This window comes from Streptomyces sp. SLBN-118 (assembly GCF_006715635.1).
GTDB lineage: Bacteria > Actinomycetota > Actinomycetes > Streptomycetales > Streptomycetaceae > Streptomyces.
This window is the reverse complement of record NZ_VFNP01000002.1, coordinates 603,236-620,963: the sequence shown is the minus strand read 5'-3', so window position 1 is coordinate 620,963 and position 17,728 is coordinate 603,236. Positions and strand designations below refer to the sequence as shown.

The window sequence follows — 17,728 nt, the reverse complement described above, 5'->3', positions numbered from 1 at the left end:
ACCGGGGACAGGCCGCGGTCCTGCGTTCCGTGGCCTGTCCCGTGGCCTGTCCCGGGCCGGAGACGATCGCTAGTCTGAGGCGCGGAGACGACCCGGGAGGAGCACGGACGTGGCCGAGAGCACGACTACCACGCAGAGGTTTTCGGGCTGGGACAAGCCGGAACTGGATCTCAGCAATGCCGACTGGCAGTCCAGCAGTCAGGGAACGGGAGACGTCCAGATCGCCTTCGTCGAGGGCTTCATCGCGATGCGCAACGGCGGCCGGCCGGAGAGCCCGTCGCTCATCTTCAGTCCTGCCGAATGGCGGGCCTTCGTCCTGAACGCCCGCGAGGGGGAGTTCGACCTCACCTAGTAGTGCTTCGTTAGGTTGCGCCTGGTGGGTGACCGTCTGTCTGGGCCGGGGTCGGTAAGTCTCGGTGGCAGGTGGGGCATGCGCCGGTCCAGCACAGCAGGAGGTCCTGCAGGGTCTGGAGGACTTGGTAGAAGGTCAGGCCGGCGCTTGGGCTTTTGGGTCCAGGCGCCGGAGGGTGAGGAAGGCGTGGGCGGCGGTGACGAGGGTGACGTGGTGGTGCCAGCCGCGCCAGGTGCGGCCTTCGAAGTGGTCCAGGCCCAGCCCGTGCTTGAGTTCGCGGTAGTCGTGTTCGATCCGCCAGCGGATCTTCGCCATGCGGACCAGGTGTCGCAGCGCGGTGTCGGCGGGGAGGCTGGTCAGCCAGTAGTCAGTGGGCTCATCCTGGTGCGGCGGCCATTCGGCGATCAGGGTCTCGGCGGGCAGAACGCCGTCCCACCCGGCACGGCCACCGGCTTCCTCCCGCGCTGCCTTCGTCGCCGCGACACCGGCCGGGCGGACCTCCAGCACGATGAACCGGCTGGTCATCGCGCCTCTGCTGCCCTGGCGCCAGGTGCAACGCCGCAGCCGACGCCGCCCGGCGGTCGTGACCAGGTCTTTCAGGGAGCGGGCCGGCTCGCGGTAACGGGGCAGCCGTGGGGCGCCCATCCGCCCTTCTCGTTCCGGCGCGATGGGCACGGCCTGCCCGGGGTGAGCGCTGATGTCACCGCGAACCGCCACGGCGTAGTCCAGGCCGCGATCGGCCAGCCCGGCACGGAAGGCATGCATCTGGCCGTATCCGGCATCAGCCACCACGACCCGGCCGGGCAGCCCCCACCCGAGCGCCTCATCAATCGCGTCCAGGGCCAGACGCCACTTCTCCCGGTGCCCAACCTCCGCGGGCACCCCTGCCTTCGCGCGACGCCCATCGGCCGGATCAGCCCACTCGGCGGGCAGGAACAGCCGCCAGTTCAGCGGCACGGAGGCGGCGTCGGTGACCGCGTGCAGGCTCACTCCCACCTGGCACAGCGACTTCTTGCCCAAAGCCCCGCACCACTGGCGGGCCGCCCCCGCCGACTGGTCTCCCGCCTTGGGGAAGGAGGTGTCGTCGATCACCCACGCCTCCGGAGAGATCTCCGAGGCCACCTTCGTCGCAACGGACCGCAGCACCGGAACGTGGTCCCACGTCGACTGGCTGACGAACTGCTGCAACGCCTGCATGTTGCCGTCCGGCAGCCGCTCGGCCATCGGCTGGATCGACTTGCGCCGCCCGTCCAGCATCAGCCCACGCAAGTAACAGTCCCCCCACCCGCGCTGATCCTTTCGCTTCAACGACGCGAACGCCTCGGCAACGAACTCGCCAAGGTTCTCCCGCAGTTCCTCGATCTCCCCAAGATCCACGACCAGCAGCATGCACCACCACACGCCACCCGATCAAACCAACCTAACGATGCACTACTAGGTCGTGTCGTCAAAGTCCCGTCTGCTCGGCGGCCCTTCGGGCGGACGACGCCACTTCGACGACACTCCCCGGCGCCACCCCACGCAGGAGCGTTGGGGGATTCAGCGGGCGACTGAGCCCCGGGCTGAACACACGGCGGCCCTTTCCCGTATCACTCTGCGCACCCCGGAACCCGGCGTGTGCAGCGTTCCCGCGAGGATTCCGTTCCGAGACCGTGAGGACAGCCCATGAACGACTCCGTCACTCCTCCCCTCCAAGCCCTCCCGGACGGGGAGGCCGAACTCCGCCTGGTGGTCCGCCTGCAGTGGGAAGACCTCGCGGCACTCGGGCAGGAGGCGAGCCGACTGGCCGCCCAGATGCAGCGCCCCGTGAGCCTGGACGAGGCGGCAAGTCATAAGTTGCGTACGCGGTCGGCAGGCCATGCCAGGCCCGCGGACCGGAGCCAGGTCGCCGCGCCTTCCTCCGTGTCGTCGCTGACCGGCCGCAGCCCCGGTGAGCATGCACGCCAGGCGATAGAAAAGATCAACGGAGCGGCGGCACCCGGGATCGGCCCCACGCAGACGTCGGCCTGACATACCCCACTCGGCATTCGTACAAACGCGTTTGGCAAGGCCGGTTCCCGCGCGGCCTCACGGGCGTACCCTGAGGTGCCTTGAGGACGTCCGTCCGGCAGCTCCTTCACCGCGCCGGGCGTACGCCCCGGCCGTGGGGGTGCACCATGACGCGACGCGCGGGCAGAACCAGGCGTCGGCTCTTCGAGCGTGAAGCCGAACTGGCTGCCGTGGACGAGGCGTTGAGCGAGCTGACAGGTCTCGGCGCGGACGACCTGGACCCTCCCGAGCGGCCGGGCGGTGCCCTGCTCGCCTTCGCCGGTCACGCCGGTCTCGGCAAGACGACCCTGCTCGCCGAGGTACGCCGCCGTGCCGCGGCGAAGGGCTGCACCGTGCTCTCCGCGCGCGGCGGCGACCAGGAGCAGCAGGTCGCCTTCCATGTCGCACGCCAGCTGATCCAGCCCCAGCTCGCCGGTTCGTCCGATGCCGCCCTCAAGCTGCAGCTGGGGAGTTGGTACGCGATCGTGGGACCCGCACTCGGCCTGTGCACGGCCGGGGCGGGCGCCCCGCCCGACCCCCAGGGCCTGCGGGACGGCCTCGACTGGGTCCTTGCCCACCTGGCCGCCCGGCGTGCCCCGCTCGTCCTCGTACTCGACGACGCCCACTGGGCGGACCCGGAGTCGCTGAGCTGGCTCGCCGCCTTCGCGCCCAGGGCCGAACAGCTGCCGATGCTGCTCGTCGTGGCCTACCGCCCCGAGGAACTCCCGCACTACGCACGGCAGTTCCGTGATCTCCCGGGCCGGGCCGGGCAGCGCCCCATCGACCTCGAACCGCTCACGGCGCCCGCCGTGGGCCGACTGGTGCGCGAACAGCTGGGTGCACACGCCGACGACGCGTTCTGCCGCGAATGCTGGGCCGTCACCGCGGGCAACCCCTTCGAGGCCGTCGAACTCACGGCCAAGGTCAGCGACCGCGGACTCGAACCCAACGAAGCGGGCGCCCACCTCCTGCGCGACCTCGCCGCCGCCGTCAAGGGCAGCGGACTCATCGAACGCATCGAACGCCTCGGAACCTCCACCGTGCGTCTCGCCTGGGCCGGAGCCGTACTCGGCACCGAGATCCAGCCGGCCCTCGCCGCGAGCGTCGCGGGCCTGGGCACAGAAGAGGCCGCCGACGCGGCCGACCGCCTGCGTGACGCCCGTATCCTCACCGGTCCCGCGACCGCCGACGGCACTCTCGAATTCGTCCACCCGCTGATCGCCACCGCCGTCTACCGGGCCATCCCCGACGCCGCACGCGTCGCCCTGCACGGCCAGGCCGCCTGGTCCGTCCTCGACGCCGGACTGGGCTCCACGTCCGCCGCCCGCCACCTCATGGAGACCCACCCCGAGTCAGACCCGTGGGTGGTCCACCAGCTGCGCCGGGCCGCGCGCGAGACGCTGCGCGCCGGAGCCCCCGACGCCGCCCGCCGCCACCTCGCCCGCGCCCTGCGCGAACCTCCGGCCCATGAGGACCGGGCCGCCGTCCTGTACGAACTGGGCTGCGCATCGCTGCTCACCGAGCCCGCCACCACCGTCAACCACCTGCGCGCGGCCCTCGAAGAGCCCATCGCCGACCCGGCCCTGCGCCAGGGCATCGTCTACCGGCTCTCCCAGGTACTGGCCCACTCCGACCGGCTCGGCGAAGCCTCCGACACCCTCGCCCGTGAGGCGCGCCTCACCAGCGATCCACGCACCCGGCTGCGGATGCAGTCCGAGAAGTTCATGTGGGACGCCTTCCGCGCCGACGAGCCCGACTCGCCCGCCCGCTCCCGCCACCTGGCCAGGCTCGCCGACCGCCTCACCGGACGCGATCTCACCGAGCGGTACATCATCGGGCTGCGCGCATGGGACGCCATGCTGCGCGCCGAACCGGCGGCCGTCGCCCTCGGCCACGCCGAACGGGCCCTGCAGGGCGGCCTCAGCTGGGCCGTAGAGGACCGCGGCTTCGAGGTCCCCGTGCTGGTCGCGCTCACCTTCATGTACGGCGACCGGCCGGGCCGCGCCGAGGAGCTCTTCGCCGCCGGGACCGCGGAGTTCGAGCGCCAGGGCTGGCGTGGCGCCCACCTCTCCTTCGCGTACACCCTGCTCGCGTACATCCGCTTCCGGCGAGGACGTCTGGCCGAGGCGGAGGACTTCGTACGCGCCGGGCTGCGGCTCGCCGAACGAGTCGGGCCGCGCACCCCCGTCGAGTGGTATGCGCTGGGCACCCTCGTCGAGGTGCTGCTGGCCAGAGGGCGTACCGACGAGGCGGTGCAGGTCGCCGAGGACCATGACTTCGGCGAACCGTTCCCCGCGGCCGTGACCTTCCCGGACTCCCAGACCGTGTACGGCGAGCTCCTGCTGGCCCGCGGCCGTGCCAAAGAGGCAGCCGTCGAACTGGCCGCCGCGGGCAGGCGGCTCGACCCGCGCGGCATGCGCAACCCCGCCTGGTGCCCCTGGCAGCTCCATCTCGCCCTCGCCGAGGCGCAGGACGATCCGGAGCGGGCCCGCGCCACCGCCCTGGAGGCGGTGCGGCGAGCCCGCCGCTTCGCCACCGCCTCCGCCGTCGGCCAGGCCCTGCGCGTGGCCGCCGAAGTCTCCGGCGGCACCGAAAGGACCGCCCTGCTCGAAGAGGCGGTCACCCATCTGGAGCGCTCACCGGCCGCTTACGAACTCGCCCGGGCCCTCGTCAACCTCGGTACCCACCTGCGCCGCACCGGCCGCTCGAAGGACGCCGCCGAGCATCTCTACCGCGGCCTGGAGGCGGCCGGACAGTGCGGCGCCGACGGGCTCGCCGACGCCGCCCGTGACGAGCTGGCGGCGGCCGGATTGCGCCCGCGCAGGTTGCGTGCCATCGAAACCGACGCGCTGACCACGCGCGAGCGGACCGCCGCCGTCCTCACCGCCCAGGGCCGCGACCGGTCATTCGTCGCCGCCGCTCTCCATGTCGACGAGCAGACCGTGACCAGGCTGCTTTCGGCCGTGTACCGCAAGGCCGGCACCGACGAGGCGGGCCTGGCGGACGCCATCGGCAGCGGCCGGTCCGAGGGGCGGGAGGGCGGCCGTGGACAGTGACCGGCGGCGTCCGAGGGGCTTTCGGCCCCGGCTCGGCCGGGGCCGCCCGGACACGTACCATGGCGGTATGTCCTTCCTCCGCCGCCGCAGCGCCGCCACCCCCGCGGGCCCGGATTTCGACGTCCTGGCCATGGATCCGGGCGACTGGCCGGGCAATCTCGGCGCCGGTCTGCTGCCCGCCCCCGACGGCACCTGCCAGGGCGTCTTTCTGCGGTACGACCTGTTCGGCGGCCGCGGCCCCGCGATGATCATCGGCAATCTGCCGGAGGGCTCGCCGGCCCGTGACCTCGAAGAGGGGCAGATTCCGTTCGAGGTGGCCCAGCTGCTGCTGGCGCTGGAGAACGACGAGCCCGTCAATGTCGTGGATGTCGAGGACACGCCGGTGATGCAGGGCGACAACCTCCTGATCGTGCGCCGCCTCAAGCTCTCCGAAAGCCGTATCTCCTGCGTGCAGTTCGACCGCAGCGACAATGTCCTCGTCACGATCGCCAGCTGGGACCGGCCGATCACCGACGACCTGTACGCGCTGCTCAAGCCGCTGCCCGCGGAGCTCTTCCAGCAGGGCTGACCCACACAACCTCATGCGGTGCGCCACCGGACCCCACGAACGGTGACGCACCGCGGCTCATGTGCTACCGCAGCACCAGGGTCACGTCGGAGGCCTTCACGAAGGCGACCCGGTGCCCGAACTGGATCTCGTAGTAAGGCTCCTTGCCGCGCACCACCGTGTGTCCGGCGGTGTCGAACGTCGTCGCGTACAGATACTCACCGGGTGTCCGGTCACCCACCACATACCGCTGGCCGGCGAGGAGCTTGTACGGCAGCGGTGAGATCGCCTGCACCGGGACACCGGCGGGGTACGCCGCCGCCTCGGGGTACGCGCGCCCGTACACCGGGATCTCGGTCGCACCCGGCTTCGGCGTGAGCATCAGGCCCAGGGCGCTCACCGCCGTCGGTTGTGTGCGCGGGTTGTGGAACCACGCCTTCTGCCCGAGGTACCAGATCGCCGTCCAGTCGCCCTCACGACCGGCAACCGCGTACTGCTGGCCCGTCGAGGCCCGCGCTCCCGTGTCGTTGACGCCGGTCGTGGAGTCCCCGCCGTCGGGGCGCAGACCGATGTCCCTGACCAGCGGCGCATCCTCGGCGGGGGCGGTGTGCAGCCGTACCGCGCCCGAGCCGTGCGGTACACAGGCGTCGGCGGGCTTCACACAGCCCGTGTACACCGGCTGGTTCCTCGCGTAGTCCGGGCGGATCGTCACCACATCACTGCTCGGTCCCGCGGTCGGCGTGAACGGGCGGCCCAGCAGCCGGAAGTAGTGCGACCAGTCCCAGTAGGGCCCCGGATCGGTGTGCATCCCGCGGATCGTCGCGGCCGTCGTGCCCGGCACATTGTCGTGCCCCAGAATGTGCTGGCGGTCCAGCGGCACGGCGTACCTCTTCGCGAGATACCTCACCAGCCGGGCCGACGAGCGGTACATCGCCTCGGTGTACCAGGCGTCGGGCGAGACAAGGAAGCCCTCGTGCTCCAGCCCAACCGACTTGGCGTTGACGTACCAGTTGCCTGCGTGCCAGGCCACGTCCTTGAGCGGCACGTGCTGGGCGATGTGCCCGTCCGAGGAGCGCAGCGTGTACTGCCAGGAGACATACGTCGGGTCCTGGACCAGCTTGACAGTGGTGTCCCAGGAGCCTTCGGTGTCGTGGATGATGATGTACTTCACCGACTGGGACGCGGGCCGGTCCGCCAGATCGTGATTGCCGTAGTCGTTGTCGCCGAACTCCTCGTAGGGCGCGGGAATCCACTCGCAGGCCACCGTCAGCGGGCACTCCGTCTTCTGGGCGTTGGCCGTCCGCAGCCCGAGGTCTGCCGCCTGCGCGGGATCGGCGGCCACGGCCGGGTCGGCCGCGAGCGCGACCCGCTGACCGCTGTCCGTGATCCGCGACTCGCCGGTGCGGATCACGTCGAAGACGTCGTTGGCGTACGTCGTGGCGGTCGCGATGTCGTCGGCGCCGGAGAAACGTGCCACCGCGCCGTACCAGTCCGCCGGGTCCTCACTCAGCGGGCGGCCGAGCTTCTTCTGCGCGTCGGCGAGCAGGGCCGCTCCACCGCTCACATTGGCGGCAGGATTCTCCCGAAGCTGCTCGGCGGAGTACCCCGACAACTGCGCGGCCCGGTCCAGGGTCCGCAGACGGCCCGGGAGTTCGGACGCCCGTAAAAGCCCCGCCTCGGCGGTCCTCGGCGCCCGCCGGGCATCGTCGCCGCGCGCGTCCTCGCCGCCGTGCGAATGGTGCGGCGCCTCGGCCAGCGCGGTCCTGGCGTCCGTGAGATGCATCGGCCCGTAGCCGCCCGTGACGCTCGCGGCGCCGCCGTGCGTGTCCCAGCGGGACTGGAGATACGAGACCCCGAGCAGCACGCTCTGCGGCACCCGGTACTTCACGGCGGCTGCGGCGAAGTCGCTCTGCAGCGCGTCGCCGGTGCGCCGTTCCGCGGTGGCCGAAGGACCGGCCGAGACCAGTGGCAGCAGCAGGGCGGCGGACGCCACCGCGCCCCCTGCCCTCAGCCTGCGCCGGCGGACGCTTCTGACTTCTGTGGGGGCGGATCCTTGCAAGACGGCCTCCAGGGACGGATGGTGCCAGACGGGCCTGCGGGAGCGGGTTCGTCTACAGGGGTATCGGCTCCCAGACCATCCGTCAATCTTGGCTCGCTGCAAGGATTTCGCATGTCAGAGCGCGTGTCATGGAGTTTCGGCGAGACGGGGCCCGGGCCTGCGGCGCGTCAGTGGAGTGGACCAATTACCGTATGTGGAATGTATGTTCGGGTGTCACGCGCGAGTGGGGAGCGGTCAGCACAGCGCGCTACGCGCCCGGCGTGTCGGCACTGGGCGCGCAGCGCGCTTCCCCCTCTGCGGTGGTCGGTCAGCGAGTGCCGACCGCCGCGCGCACAGCCCGACGGGCCATCGCGCAGTCGTCGTGCAGCCGCCGCAGCAGCAGCCGCTGCTCCTCACCGGCCGACAGTCCGCCGGACGGAACCTGGCCCGCGCCCGCGGGCGGCGCGTCCCGCATCGTCCGCTGCACGGCCGTCTCGTACGTACGGATCTCCCGGGTCAGTACCAGCATCAGATTCACCAGGAACGCGTCACGCGCCGCCGGTCCCGCCTGCTGTGCCAGCTGACTGATCTGACGGCGCGCCACCGGCGTGTCCCCCAGCACGGACCACAGCGTCGCCAGGTCGTAGCCGGGCAGATACCAGCCGGCGTGCTCCCAGTCGACCAGTACCGGACCCGTGGGCGACAGCAGGATGTTGGAGAGCAGTGCGTCGCCGTGACAGAACTGGCCCATGCCCTGCCGCCCGCCGGCGTGCGCCAGACCGTGCAGCAGCTTCTGCAGATCCCCGAGGTCGCGGTCGGTGAACAGCCCCAGCTCGTGGTAGCGCGCGATGCGCGACGGATAGTCGAGCGGGGTGTCGAACATCCCGGCGGGCGGGCGCCAGGAGTTCAGTCGCGCGATCGCGCCGAGGGCGGCCCGTACATCGGCACGGGGCGGAGCCTCGGCCGGGTGCCGTGCAAGGGCCGCCGCCCGGCCCGGCATCCGCTCGATCACCAGTGTGCAGTTGTCGGGATCCGCGGCGATGAGCCGTGGGACCCGCACTGGTGGGCGGTGCCGGACGAAGGCGCGATATGCAGCTATTTCGTGGCGGAGCCGCTCGGCCCAGGCGGGCGAGTGGTCCAGTAAGCACTTGGCGACCGCCGTCGTCCGCCCGGTGGTGCCGACAATCAGTACGGAACGTCCGCTGCGGCGCAGCACCTGCACCGGATGGAACTCCGGGCAGATGCGGTGCACCGACGCGACAGCCATACGCAGCTGTGCGCCCTGAGGGCCGGACAAGTCGATTCTCCCGCTGAGGGGTTGGCCGACCGTCCCCGCGGGACGTCGAGCCCGGCCGGCGTGAGTGGGGTCGAGGAACGGCCCGGTGCCGACGGCCGGGACAGCGGTCCGCTGCGGCCGGTGAGGAGCGGACACGGAGGACGATGCTGTGTACATGGGGTGACAGATCCCTTCGTGTGCCGACACGTTGCAAGCGCGGCCCCGCCCCGGCAGCCGGGCAACACCCTGGGGAATGCCTCCGGCTGCCGGGCCGGGGTAGCGCGTTCCTACGTCACACCCCGTCGCGGGTGGCACACCATCTGGCGCACCCTGGCGAACCCTGGCGAATAGTCGCCAGCCCTATGACAGAGGGTTAGTGTCAACTCAGCCGAGAACCTGGGGGCTTGACGTGACCGGAGAACCCAACACCCGCCTCTGCGACCTGTTCGGCCTGGCCGGCTGGTCCAAGGGCGAACTCGCGAGACTCGTGAACCGGCAGGCGGCGGCCATGGGCCACCCCCAGCTGGCGACCGACACCTCACGGGTACGGCGTTGGATCGACATGGGGGAGACCCCGCGCGATCCCGTGCCACGGGTGCTGGCAGCTTTGTTCACCGAGCGACTCGGTCGTGTCGTGACCATCGAGGACCTCGGGTTCGTACGAGTCGGGCGAGCGGGTAAACGTCGGGACGTCCAGGGAGCAGGCAACCCTGACGGCCTTCCGTGGGCGCCCGAACGGACGGCGGCGGTCCTCACCGAATTCACGGGAATGGACCTCATGCTCAACCGACGCGGCTTGGTGGGTGCGGGCGCCGCGCTCGCCGCAGGCTCAGCACTCAGCAGCGCCATGCACGACTGGCTGCACACCGACCCCGCACTCGTTCAGGACGCTCCCCGTTCCGGCCATCCCCTGCACGCCGACCCCGCTGGGTTCGACCGCTATGAGGCCGCCCCCATCGGGTCGCAGGAGATCGACGCACTCGAGCGTTCCGTCGAAGTGTTCCGCGCCTGGGACGCCGCCCGCGGCGGCGGGCTCCAGCGCAAGGCCGTTGTGGGGCAGCTCAACGAAGTGGGCGGCATGCTCGCCTACCGCCACCCCGATCATCTCCAGCGGCGCCTGTGGGGCGTCGCGGCCAACCTCGCCGTACTCGCCGGCTGGATGTCGCACGACGTCGGCCTCGAACCCACCGCCCAGAAGTACTTCGTCATCGCCGCCCACGCGGCACGCGAGGGCGGCGACCGCCCGCGCGCCGGCGAAGCGCTCTCCAGAGCCGCCCGGCAGATGGTCCATCTGGGCCGTCCGGACGACGCCCTGGACCTGATGAAGCTCGCCAAGTCCGGCTCGGGTGAACAGACCCTGCCGCGCACCCAGGCGATGCTGCACACCATCGAGGCCTGGGCGCAGGCGTCCATGGGCCGCGGTCAGGCCATGCGCCGCACCCTCGGTGAGGCGGAGGACCTCTTCGTCTCCGACAAGGGCGATGTGCCGCCGCCGAGCTGGATGCAGATGTTCGACGAGGCGGATCTGCACGGCATGCAGGCACTGGCCTACCGCACCCTCGCCGAACACGACTCGTCCGCCGCGGCCACCGCGCAGAACCACGCCAAACTGGCGCTGGAGCTGCGAGAGGGCGGCCGTCAGCGCTCGAAAATCTTCGACTACATCTCACTGGCCTCGGCGTGCTTCATCGCCGACGACCCCGAACAGGCCGATCGCTACGCCAGGCTGGCACTCGTCTCGATGGGGGAGACCTCCTCGCACCGGACGTGGGACAGGCTGCGGGAGATGTACCGGCTGACCGGACACTACTCCGGCTATCCGAAGATCCAGGATCTGCGCGAGGAGATCCAGCTCGCCCTGCCCAACAGCCCCTCGAAGAAGCCGAGAAGCGCGGAAATCTAGTCCAGTCCAGCGCGGTACGCGCTCCGGGACCGACCCACTGCGACCCAACAATCCACCATGCGGGCCTGCAAACGCCGGGCCTGCTACGCGCCGATCCTCGCGACCATCACGCAGGCGTCGTGCTCACGGCCGTCCTCACCGAATGTCTCGACGACCGTCCGCACGCACTCCTGAGCGTCGCGGGCCCCGGCGAACCGCGGTGCCAGCGCGAGCAGCCGGTCCGTTTCGCCCTCCTCGGCGGCGTTCCTGCGTGTCAGGCAGTCGGTGTGCAGGACGAGCAGATCGCCGGGGAGCAGCCGCACTTCGGCCTGCTCGTACTCGGCACCGGACCTCGCGCCGAGGAGCACCCCGTCGGGCGGCGTCAGGGCTCGCCCCGTCCCGTTGCGGAACAGCAGCGGGGCGGGGTGCCCCGCCTGCGCCCAGGACAGGGTCTGGCTCGCCGGGTCGTAGCGGCAGCACACCGCACTGCCCAGGGCGGGCTGCACCGAGGTCTCCAGAAGCTGGTTGAGATGGGCCATGAGCTGTCCGGGCCTGATCCCCGCAACGGCCATTCCCCGCAGCGCGCCCAGCAGCATCGCCATCGCCGATGTCGCACTCACGCCGTGGCCGGTCAGGTCGCCGACGCTCAACAGTGACTCGCCACCGGGCAGTTGGAGCGCGTCGTACCAGTCGCCGCCGATCAACGCGCTGTTGGCGGACGGCAGATAGCGCGCCGCGACATCGAGCGCGGTGGGCCCCTCGCCGTCGAGCGGGAACTGCAAGGATCCCCGCCAGGGCGGAAGCACGGCCTCCTGGAGCTCGACCGCGAGCCGGTGCTCCGTCTGCGCGAAGTGCTGCCGGCGCTGCAGTGAATCGCGGGTCTCACGGACCGCGCGCTGGCTGCGGCGCAGCTCGCTGACGTCCCGCAGCACCGCCCACATGGCGGCGGTCGATCCGTCGGCGTCGAGCACGGGCTCGCCCATCATATGGACGGTGCGGACCCGGCCGTCGGTGCGCACCATGCGGAACTCTCCGTCGATGGGCCGACCGTCCACCAGACAGTCCGTCACCAGCGCGGTGAGCAGTCCCTGGTCCTCCGCGAACACAATGGACGGCAGCTCGTCCAGGGTCATGGGGCCGCTGCCCGGAGAGCGCCCGAGGATCTGGTACAGCTCGTCGGACCAGCTCACCTCGTCGGTGAGAAGATTCCATTCTGCGCTGCCGACCCGGCTCAGGAGCGATCCGGTGCTCTGGGCGTGGTCCGCCTCGTACTCGGCGAACTCGTCCTCGAAGGCGTCGCGTGGTTCCTGCGGCAGGCCTTCCTTGAGCTGCCCGAGGTGCGCGCTGAGATCGTCGAGATGGTGAACGGCCAGGTCACACAGTGCCCGCTGCCAGCGCCCCTGAGGGTCGTCCTCGTCCGTCACGGCGTCCCGGCGGACGGCGTCCACGTCGCCACGCAGCCGGCGCGTCCGAGTGATGAGGGCGTCGACGGTGCCGCGCTCGGGCGGCTGCGGGGCGGGACGGTCCGCGAACACATGAGACGGCATGTCGTACTCCGATACAGGCGCGGCCACAGTCAGGTCTCAACAAATGGACCGGTTACGACTGTTGCACAGGGAGCGATGGCCCGTAAGGGATTTGGCAACACTCGATACGGTGGTGCCTCTGCCATATGCCCATGGCCGCCCGGGCGAGTCGGCGAGGGCGTTGTGTACGCCTTCGAGGGGACACTGCCCGCCACCCCCTGTTTCCGCTTGACGGACACCGCTGACCGGACAAGGCTCGCGCCATGTACGACGAGGCGGAACAATCGGTCGACGCGGCGGTCGAGGGGGAACTCCACCTGCTCGATCCGATGGTGCGGGCTTCGCCGGACGACGTCCTGGAGCTGCTCGATCCGGAGTTCTTCGAATTCGGGGCATCGGGGCAGCGCTGGGACCGTACGACCATTCTGAGCACGACCACACCCGTTCCGGGCGAACCGGTGAACCCCGTCGCTGTCAGTGACCTTCATGGCCGGCTGCTGGCTCCCGGGCTCGTTCAGGTGACGTATGTGTCCGACGAGAGCGGTCGCCGGGCCCGCCGCAGCTCCCTGTGGCGCAGGAACCCTGAGGGCTGGCGGCTGTATTTCCACCAGGGGACGCCGATCGGCTCGGAGTAGCGGGCCGCCGGGTGATGAGCCGGACGAGCCGCCCCTGCTCGTAGCGGGCGGCGATCGCCAGGCCGTCCAGCTTGGGCTCGACGCTCCACTGCTCGACGGGCCGGCCGATCCGGCGCTCCAGCGAGGCGGCCCGCAGCCTGGACGTTCAGCCGGGAATCCTTGTCGCGTCGCGGCTGAGAAAGGCGAGCCGGGCCCGCTTCTCCGGCTTGTCGATCTCGGGTCCGAGCACAAAACCGGCCCGGACCATGCGCTCGATGGCCTTCGTGTTGCGCGCGTCCGGCTCGACGACGATCCGCCGGTGTGCCGGGTCTGCGAGGACGTAGGCGGTGAACGCGGCGAGCAGATTGCCGGTGAAGCCTCGCTCCGTGGCGCCGTTCGCCGGGCCGATCAGGAGGTGGATGCCGAAGTCGCCGGGCTGCACGTCGTAGCACTCACCCACGGGGTCGGCGTCCGGCTCGTACGACTGGAAAAGGGCGACCGGCTCGCCGTCCCTGTGGACGAGAAAGGCGTGGTGGGTTGTGAGCGAGTCGAGATACTCGTATGTCTCCAGCACCTGCTCGCGGCTGTGGTCGGTCATGCCCCAGTAGCGGGCGCGTTCCTCGGTGACCCAGCTGTGGATCAGACCGGCATCGGCGGCGGGATCCACCGGCACGACGCGTACGGTCCCGAAGCCCTCGACGACCTGCTCGAACACGGCCTCGCGGGGCCGGACGCCGTCCGCATGGGCGGGGTCCTGCGCGGTGGATTCAGATGTCACGGCTCTCCTCGGTCAGTCGGTTCCAGTCGGTGACGACGGGGGCGAGTTCGCCGCGCAGCCACAGCGGCAGCTGGTCGCGGTGGTGGGCGTCGCCGGGCACTCCGGATGCTCCGAACGGGACCACCCAGAGGCTGTCGTCGCGGCGCCCCAGATCCCACACATAGCGTGCCGCCGGTCCTCGCATGCTGTGGTGGGTGACGCCCGGCACGCTCGACGTGGACAGCACGCAGTCGTGGTCCCCGGCCAGCCCCGGCCACGCCTCGGACTCGGCGCCCGCCTCCGCGTCGGGCAGCGCCTGCCAGGGTGCGAGCCGGTGCCGCTCGCCCCAGGGCACGGGCGTACGGTCCGCGCCCGCGACCTCCTCCAGCGCGGCGCGTACGACATCCGAGCGGTTCAGGCCGGGCAGCGCAGCGGTCGTCAGCAGCCCCTCCAGCGCGAAGGCGACCCGGGGGACGAGCGCCAGCCAGGGCCGGAAGATGTGCGGATACGGCGCGGACTCGACCCGTGCGGCCAGTTCTTTCAGGGCCGGGTGCTCCGCGATGCGCCGCACCAGAGCGGAGCGCACCTCCGCGTACGCCGTCGCGTCCGTGCTGTCCGCGTCCATCCGCAGGTCCCAGCCCAGCAACTGGTCCCGCAGCGCCACGGCGTCGGCGCTCAGCCCGCCGAGTGTCGCGATCAGCTCCAACAGGGGCTTGGCGGAAGGGAGTCGAGTGTCCATATGGACGGTGGCGATGCCCTTGGCGGACCAGTTGTCCGACTGGTCGAGCAGCGCCCGTATGCGTTCGGCTCGGTGCGGGGGCGCGAATTCGACTCCGAGCGGCGCGGCCAGGCCGCGCTGGTTCGCCATCACCGCGACGTCGTGCACGGCCTCGCGGGGCAGCGGTGCGCTCCGGCCGGTCCACGCGTACGCGGCATCCCAGGCGGGTACGACGCGCAGCCGGTTGTCCCGGTGCCGCACGGGCACCTCGCCGGCGACTCGGTGCAGCAGTCCACCCGCGGTGTCCGCCGCCTGCACCACATTGACGGGCTCCGACCAATGATCGAAAGCCCGGTCGACATCGGCGACCGTTCGCGCCCGCAGCAGCGCCGGGAGCGCGCCGAAGCCGAGGTCGCGGCTCACCCGAGGGGGAACGCGCAGGCTGATCGCCACATCCTCGTCCGGGCCGCCGATCACGACCGGCCCGCGCGCGGTCTCGATCACCTCGATCGCGAGCGGGTCACCGCCCGCCACTTCGACGGTCTCCCGGTGCGCGGAGGCAGGACGCCAGCCGTCGGGGCCGAGCGCCTCCACGTCGCCGCCGCGCCTTCGCAGCCGCTCCCGGTAGAGGTCCTGGTAGTCGGCCATGGCATTGGTGATCGCCCACGCCACGCTCCCGGTGTGCCCGAAGTGCGCGATGCCGGGGACGCCGGGCACGGCCAGTCCCACCACGTCGAACTCCGGGCAGGCCAGACGGATCTGCTGATAGATCCCCGGGTCCTCGATGAACCGGTGCGGGTCGCCCGCGATCAACGGTGCTCCTCCGGCCGTGTGCTCGCCGGTGACGAGCCAGCCATTGCTTCCCGATGTGCCGTTCCCGTCGGTGGCGAACAGCTCGATCGCCTCGTCGCCGAGCGCGCGGGCGACCTCCTCGCGCCACAGCTTGGTGGGGAAGCCCGCGAAGAGAATGTGGGCGGCGAGCCAGATCCCCAGCGGCGTCCAGGGCCGCCAGCGTCCGGGGGCCAGTCCTGTGGCCGCGAACTGCGGGGCACGGCGGGCGCCTTCACCGAGACCGGCATTGACCCCGTCGACGTGCCGCGTGATCCACGAAGCGGTGTCCTCGTCGAGCCTGCCGAAGCAGCGCCGGGCGGTGTCGTCGAGCCGGGCCCGGCGGGCGAAGAGGTCCCAGGCGACGGCGTCCGGGCCCAGGAACGCTGCCGTGGTTCCCTGTGACCGGTGCCGGTCGACCTCGATCTGCCACGCCCGGTCCAGAGCGGCATTGCGCCCCTGAACAAAGGCGAGTTCGTCCGCGCTGTCGGCCCGCAGATGCGGGATTCCCCAGGCGTCCCGGTAGATCCTTGTGCTCACTGTTCCCCGACTCTTTAGGTTAGGCTGGCCTAACTTAAGGCATGGTTGTTCGGGTGACAATCCCGGGCCCAGAGGAGGAGACCGCGGTGGGGCATGGCTGGGAGGGCGTCGTCCTCAAACTGATGCGCGGAAAGGACTTCGAGTTCACCGTGACCGGCTCCGAGGAGGTCACCGACCACTTCCGCAGAGTGCACTTCGCCGACGGCGGCATGCTCGCGCTGACCGGCGTTCACCCCACGATGTGGGTCCGTATCTGGTTCGACAACGGCGGCAAGCCTCATCAGCGCGCCTACACCCTGGTCGACGCGGACCCCGCCGCCGGGACCTTCAGTCTGGAGTTCGCACTGCACGACGGCTGCGCCAGCGACTGGGCGCGCAAGGCCCAACCGGGCGACACCGTCGAAGCCACCCTCCAGGGCACCGGCTTCACAGCCCCCGACCCGCTGCCGGCCCGGCTCTTCGTCATCGGCGACCCCGCCTCGCTTCCGGCCATCAACTCGCTTCTCGACGCGCTGCCGCGAGTGCCGGCGACGATCTGGTTCGAGACGACGCACGGCTCGGACAAGGATCTGCCGCTGCGCCTGGACCCGGCGCACCACGATCTCCACCGGGTCCAGCGCCAGGACGCGGGCGTCCACCTCGTCGACGAGGTGAAGACGGCACTGCCCGGCCTGCTCGACGACCCGGCGGGCGCGTACGTGTGGATCGCCTGTGACACCGCGACGACCCGGGCGCTGACCACCTACGTACGCAAGGACCTTGGCCTGGCCAAGGACCGCGTCAACGCCTTGGGGTACTGGCGCGCGGCCTGAGGGTACTGGCGCGCCTCAGTACCCTGACGCGGTGACCACCCCCGATCTGCTGCTGCGCGCCCGCCCGGGCGCCATCCCGGAGGCGGGTGGGCAATACTCCCTCCATGAGTCGGCATATGACCGGTGCCGGCCGCGCGGCCCGCGCGGAGGCTGTACGGATCAGACGAGCCACCGTCCGCGACGCCAAGCGGCTCACCAAGCTCGTACGCGGCTCCCGCGCCTATGAGGGCCCGTACGCCCCGATGATCGCCGGATACCGGGTGGGTCCTGACTACATCGAGACCCACGAGGTCTTCGTCGCGCTCGGCGCCGACGACAGGGTGCTCGGCTTCTACGCCCTCCTCCTCGCACCCGCGGAGCTGGACCTGATATTCGTCGCCGACGCCGTCCAGGGGCTCGGCGTCGGCCGCCTGCTCGTCGAGCACATGATCGGCAAGGCGCGCGACGCCGGGATCCTTGCCGTGCGCGTCGTCTCGCACCCGCCCGCCGAAGGCTTCTACCTCAGCGTGGGCGGGCGGCGGACCGGCACCGTGCCCGCGAATCCGCCCGTCGTGATGTGGGACCGTCCCGAGCTGATCATCCAGGTCACTTAGATCCTTCCGGCCGACCGTGCCCGCCAGAGGCTGCCGCGCCGCGCCGTCTCGCATAGTGGAACGCTTCGTGGACAGTATCCTCGCCCCACGCCTCCGGTGCCTTACGATCCCCGTCGGACGGTCGCGCCCCGCGGTCGTCCGCCACGCAAACCCATGGAGGT

General features: G+C 71.0%; 14 protein-coding genes. 8 read left to right on the top strand and 6 right to left on the bottom strand.

What is annotated here, in order from left to right:
* The first annotated feature begins 109 nt into the window (after positions 1-109).
* A complete protein-coding gene (locus tag FBY35_RS21390; RefSeq protein ID WP_142215611.1) occupies positions 110-352 on the top strand; it encodes a DUF397 domain-containing protein in 243 nt (80 codons plus the stop codon).
* 135 nt (positions 353-487) lie between these two features.
* Here the strand turns inward: FBY35_RS21390 and FBY35_RS21380 are convergent, their stop codons facing one another.
* On the bottom strand, positions 488-1,729 hold the full coding sequence (locus tag FBY35_RS21380) for an IS701 family transposase (RefSeq protein WP_399208371.1): 1,242 nt from the start codon (positions 1,727-1,729) through the stop codon (positions 488-490).
* A 288-nt stretch (positions 1,730-2,017) separates the two neighbouring features.
* Between FBY35_RS21380 and FBY35_RS21375 the strand changes: the two genes are divergently transcribed.
* The 3 genes from FBY35_RS21375 to FBY35_RS21365 all read left to right on the top strand — a co-directional run bounded on the left by FBY35_RS21375 (position 2,018) and on the right by FBY35_RS21365 (position 6,004).
* Entirely contained in the window at positions 2,018-2,362 is a 345-nt protein-coding gene (locus FBY35_RS21375) for a hypothetical protein (protein WP_142215610.1), read from the top strand.
* Positions 2,363-2,508: 146 nt separating this feature from the next.
* Entirely contained in the window at positions 2,509-5,436 is a 2,928-nt protein-coding gene (locus FBY35_RS21370) for an AAA family ATPase (RefSeq protein WP_142215609.1), read from the top strand.
* Positions 5,437-5,503: 67 nt separating this feature from the next.
* Positions 5,504-6,004, top strand: coding sequence for a hypothetical protein (locus tag FBY35_RS21365; protein ID WP_142215608.1), 501 nt, complete (start codon positions 5,504-5,506; stop codon positions 6,002-6,004).
* A 64-nt stretch (positions 6,005-6,068) separates the two neighbouring features.
* Here FBY35_RS21365 and FBY35_RS21360 read toward each other — a convergent pair whose 3' ends face one another.
* On the bottom strand, positions 6,069-8,042 hold the full coding sequence (locus tag FBY35_RS21360; protein ID WP_142215607.1) for an N-acetylmuramoyl-L-alanine amidase: 1,974 nt from the start codon (positions 8,040-8,042) through the stop codon (positions 6,069-6,071).
* Positions 8,043-8,349: 307 nt separating this feature from the next.
* Positions 8,350-9,474 (bottom strand): aminoglycoside phosphotransferase family protein, encoded by a 1,125-nt coding sequence (locus tag FBY35_RS21355; RefSeq protein WP_142215606.1) that lies wholly within the window; start codon positions 9,472-9,474, stop codon positions 8,350-8,352.
* Between the two features lie 232 nt (positions 9,475-9,706).
* Between FBY35_RS21355 and FBY35_RS21350 the strand changes: the two genes are divergently transcribed.
* Complete coding sequence (locus tag FBY35_RS21350) at positions 9,707-11,200, top strand: hypothetical protein (protein ID WP_142215605.1); 1,494 nt, start codon at positions 9,707-9,709, stop codon at positions 11,198-11,200.
* An 83-nt stretch (positions 11,201-11,283) separates the two neighbouring features.
* On the opposite strand, the gene FBY35_RS21345 is transcribed toward FBY35_RS21350, so the two are convergent.
* Positions 11,284-12,726, bottom strand: coding sequence for a PP2C family protein-serine/threonine phosphatase (locus tag FBY35_RS21345; RefSeq protein WP_142215604.1), 1,443 nt, complete (start codon positions 12,724-12,726; stop codon positions 11,284-11,286).
* A gap of 242 nt (positions 12,727-12,968) precedes the next feature.
* On the opposite strand from FBY35_RS21345, the gene FBY35_RS21340 reads away from it, so the two are divergent.
* Positions 12,969-13,340: a DUF4440 domain-containing protein gene (locus tag FBY35_RS21340; RefSeq protein ID WP_142215603.1), complete on the top strand. Its 372-nt coding sequence runs from the start codon at positions 12,969-12,971 to the stop codon at positions 13,338-13,340.
* A 145-nt stretch (positions 13,341-13,485) separates the two neighbouring features.
* On the opposite strand, the gene FBY35_RS37370 is transcribed toward FBY35_RS21340, so the two are convergent.
* On the bottom strand, positions 13,486-14,097 hold the full coding sequence (locus FBY35_RS37370; protein ID WP_142215602.1) for a GNAT family N-acetyltransferase: 612 nt from the start codon (positions 14,095-14,097) through the stop codon (positions 13,486-13,488).
* Positions 14,087-16,162, bottom strand: a complete 2,076-nt coding sequence (locus FBY35_RS21325) for a penicillin acylase family protein (RefSeq protein WP_142215601.1) — start codon at positions 16,160-16,162, stop codon at positions 14,087-14,089. The genes FBY35_RS37370 and FBY35_RS21325 overlap by 11 nt, the downstream gene beginning before the upstream one ends.
* A gap of 86 nt (positions 16,163-16,248) precedes the next feature.
* On the opposite strand from FBY35_RS21325, the gene FBY35_RS21320 reads away from it, so the two are divergent.
* Both FBY35_RS21320 and FBY35_RS21315 read left to right on the top strand, forming a co-directional pair.
* Positions 16,249-16,974 (top strand): siderophore-interacting protein, encoded by a 726-nt coding sequence (locus tag FBY35_RS21320; protein WP_142215600.1) that lies wholly within the window; start codon positions 16,249-16,251, stop codon positions 16,972-16,974.
* Between the two features lie 104 nt (positions 16,975-17,078).
* Positions 17,079-17,567 carry a GNAT family N-acetyltransferase gene (locus FBY35_RS21315; RefSeq protein ID WP_260848772.1) on the top strand — a complete coding sequence of 163 codons (489 nt, stop codon included), beginning with the start codon at positions 17,079-17,081 and terminating at the stop codon, positions 17,565-17,567.
* Positions 17,568-17,728 lie beyond the last annotated feature (161 nt).

Coding starts and splice junctions, on each gene's coding strand:
- FBY35_RS21355 (WP_142215606.1), bottom strand. CDS start 9,474: ATGTACACAGCATCGTCCTCCGTGTCCGCTCCTCACCGGCCGCAGCGG.
- FBY35_RS21370 (WP_142215609.1), top strand. CDS start 2,509: ATGACGCGACGCGCGGGCAGAACCAGGCGTCGGCTCTTCGAGCGTGAA.
- FBY35_RS21345 (WP_142215604.1), bottom strand. CDS start 12,726: ATGCCGTCTCATGTGTTCGCGGACCGTCCCGCCCCGCAGCCGCCCGAG.
- FBY35_RS21365 (WP_142215608.1), top strand. CDS start 5,504: ATGTCCTTCCTCCGCCGCCGCAGCGCCGCCACCCCCGCGGGCCCGGAT.
- FBY35_RS21315 (WP_260848772.1), top strand. CDS start 17,079: ATGAGTCGGCATATGACCGGTGCCGGCCGCGCGGCCCGCGCGGAGGCT.
- FBY35_RS21375 (WP_142215610.1), top strand. CDS start 2,018: ATGAACGACTCCGTCACTCCTCCCCTCCAAGCCCTCCCGGACGGGGAG.
- FBY35_RS21340 (WP_142215603.1), top strand. CDS start 12,969: ATGTACGACGAGGCGGAACAATCGGTCGACGCGGCGGTCGAGGGGGAA.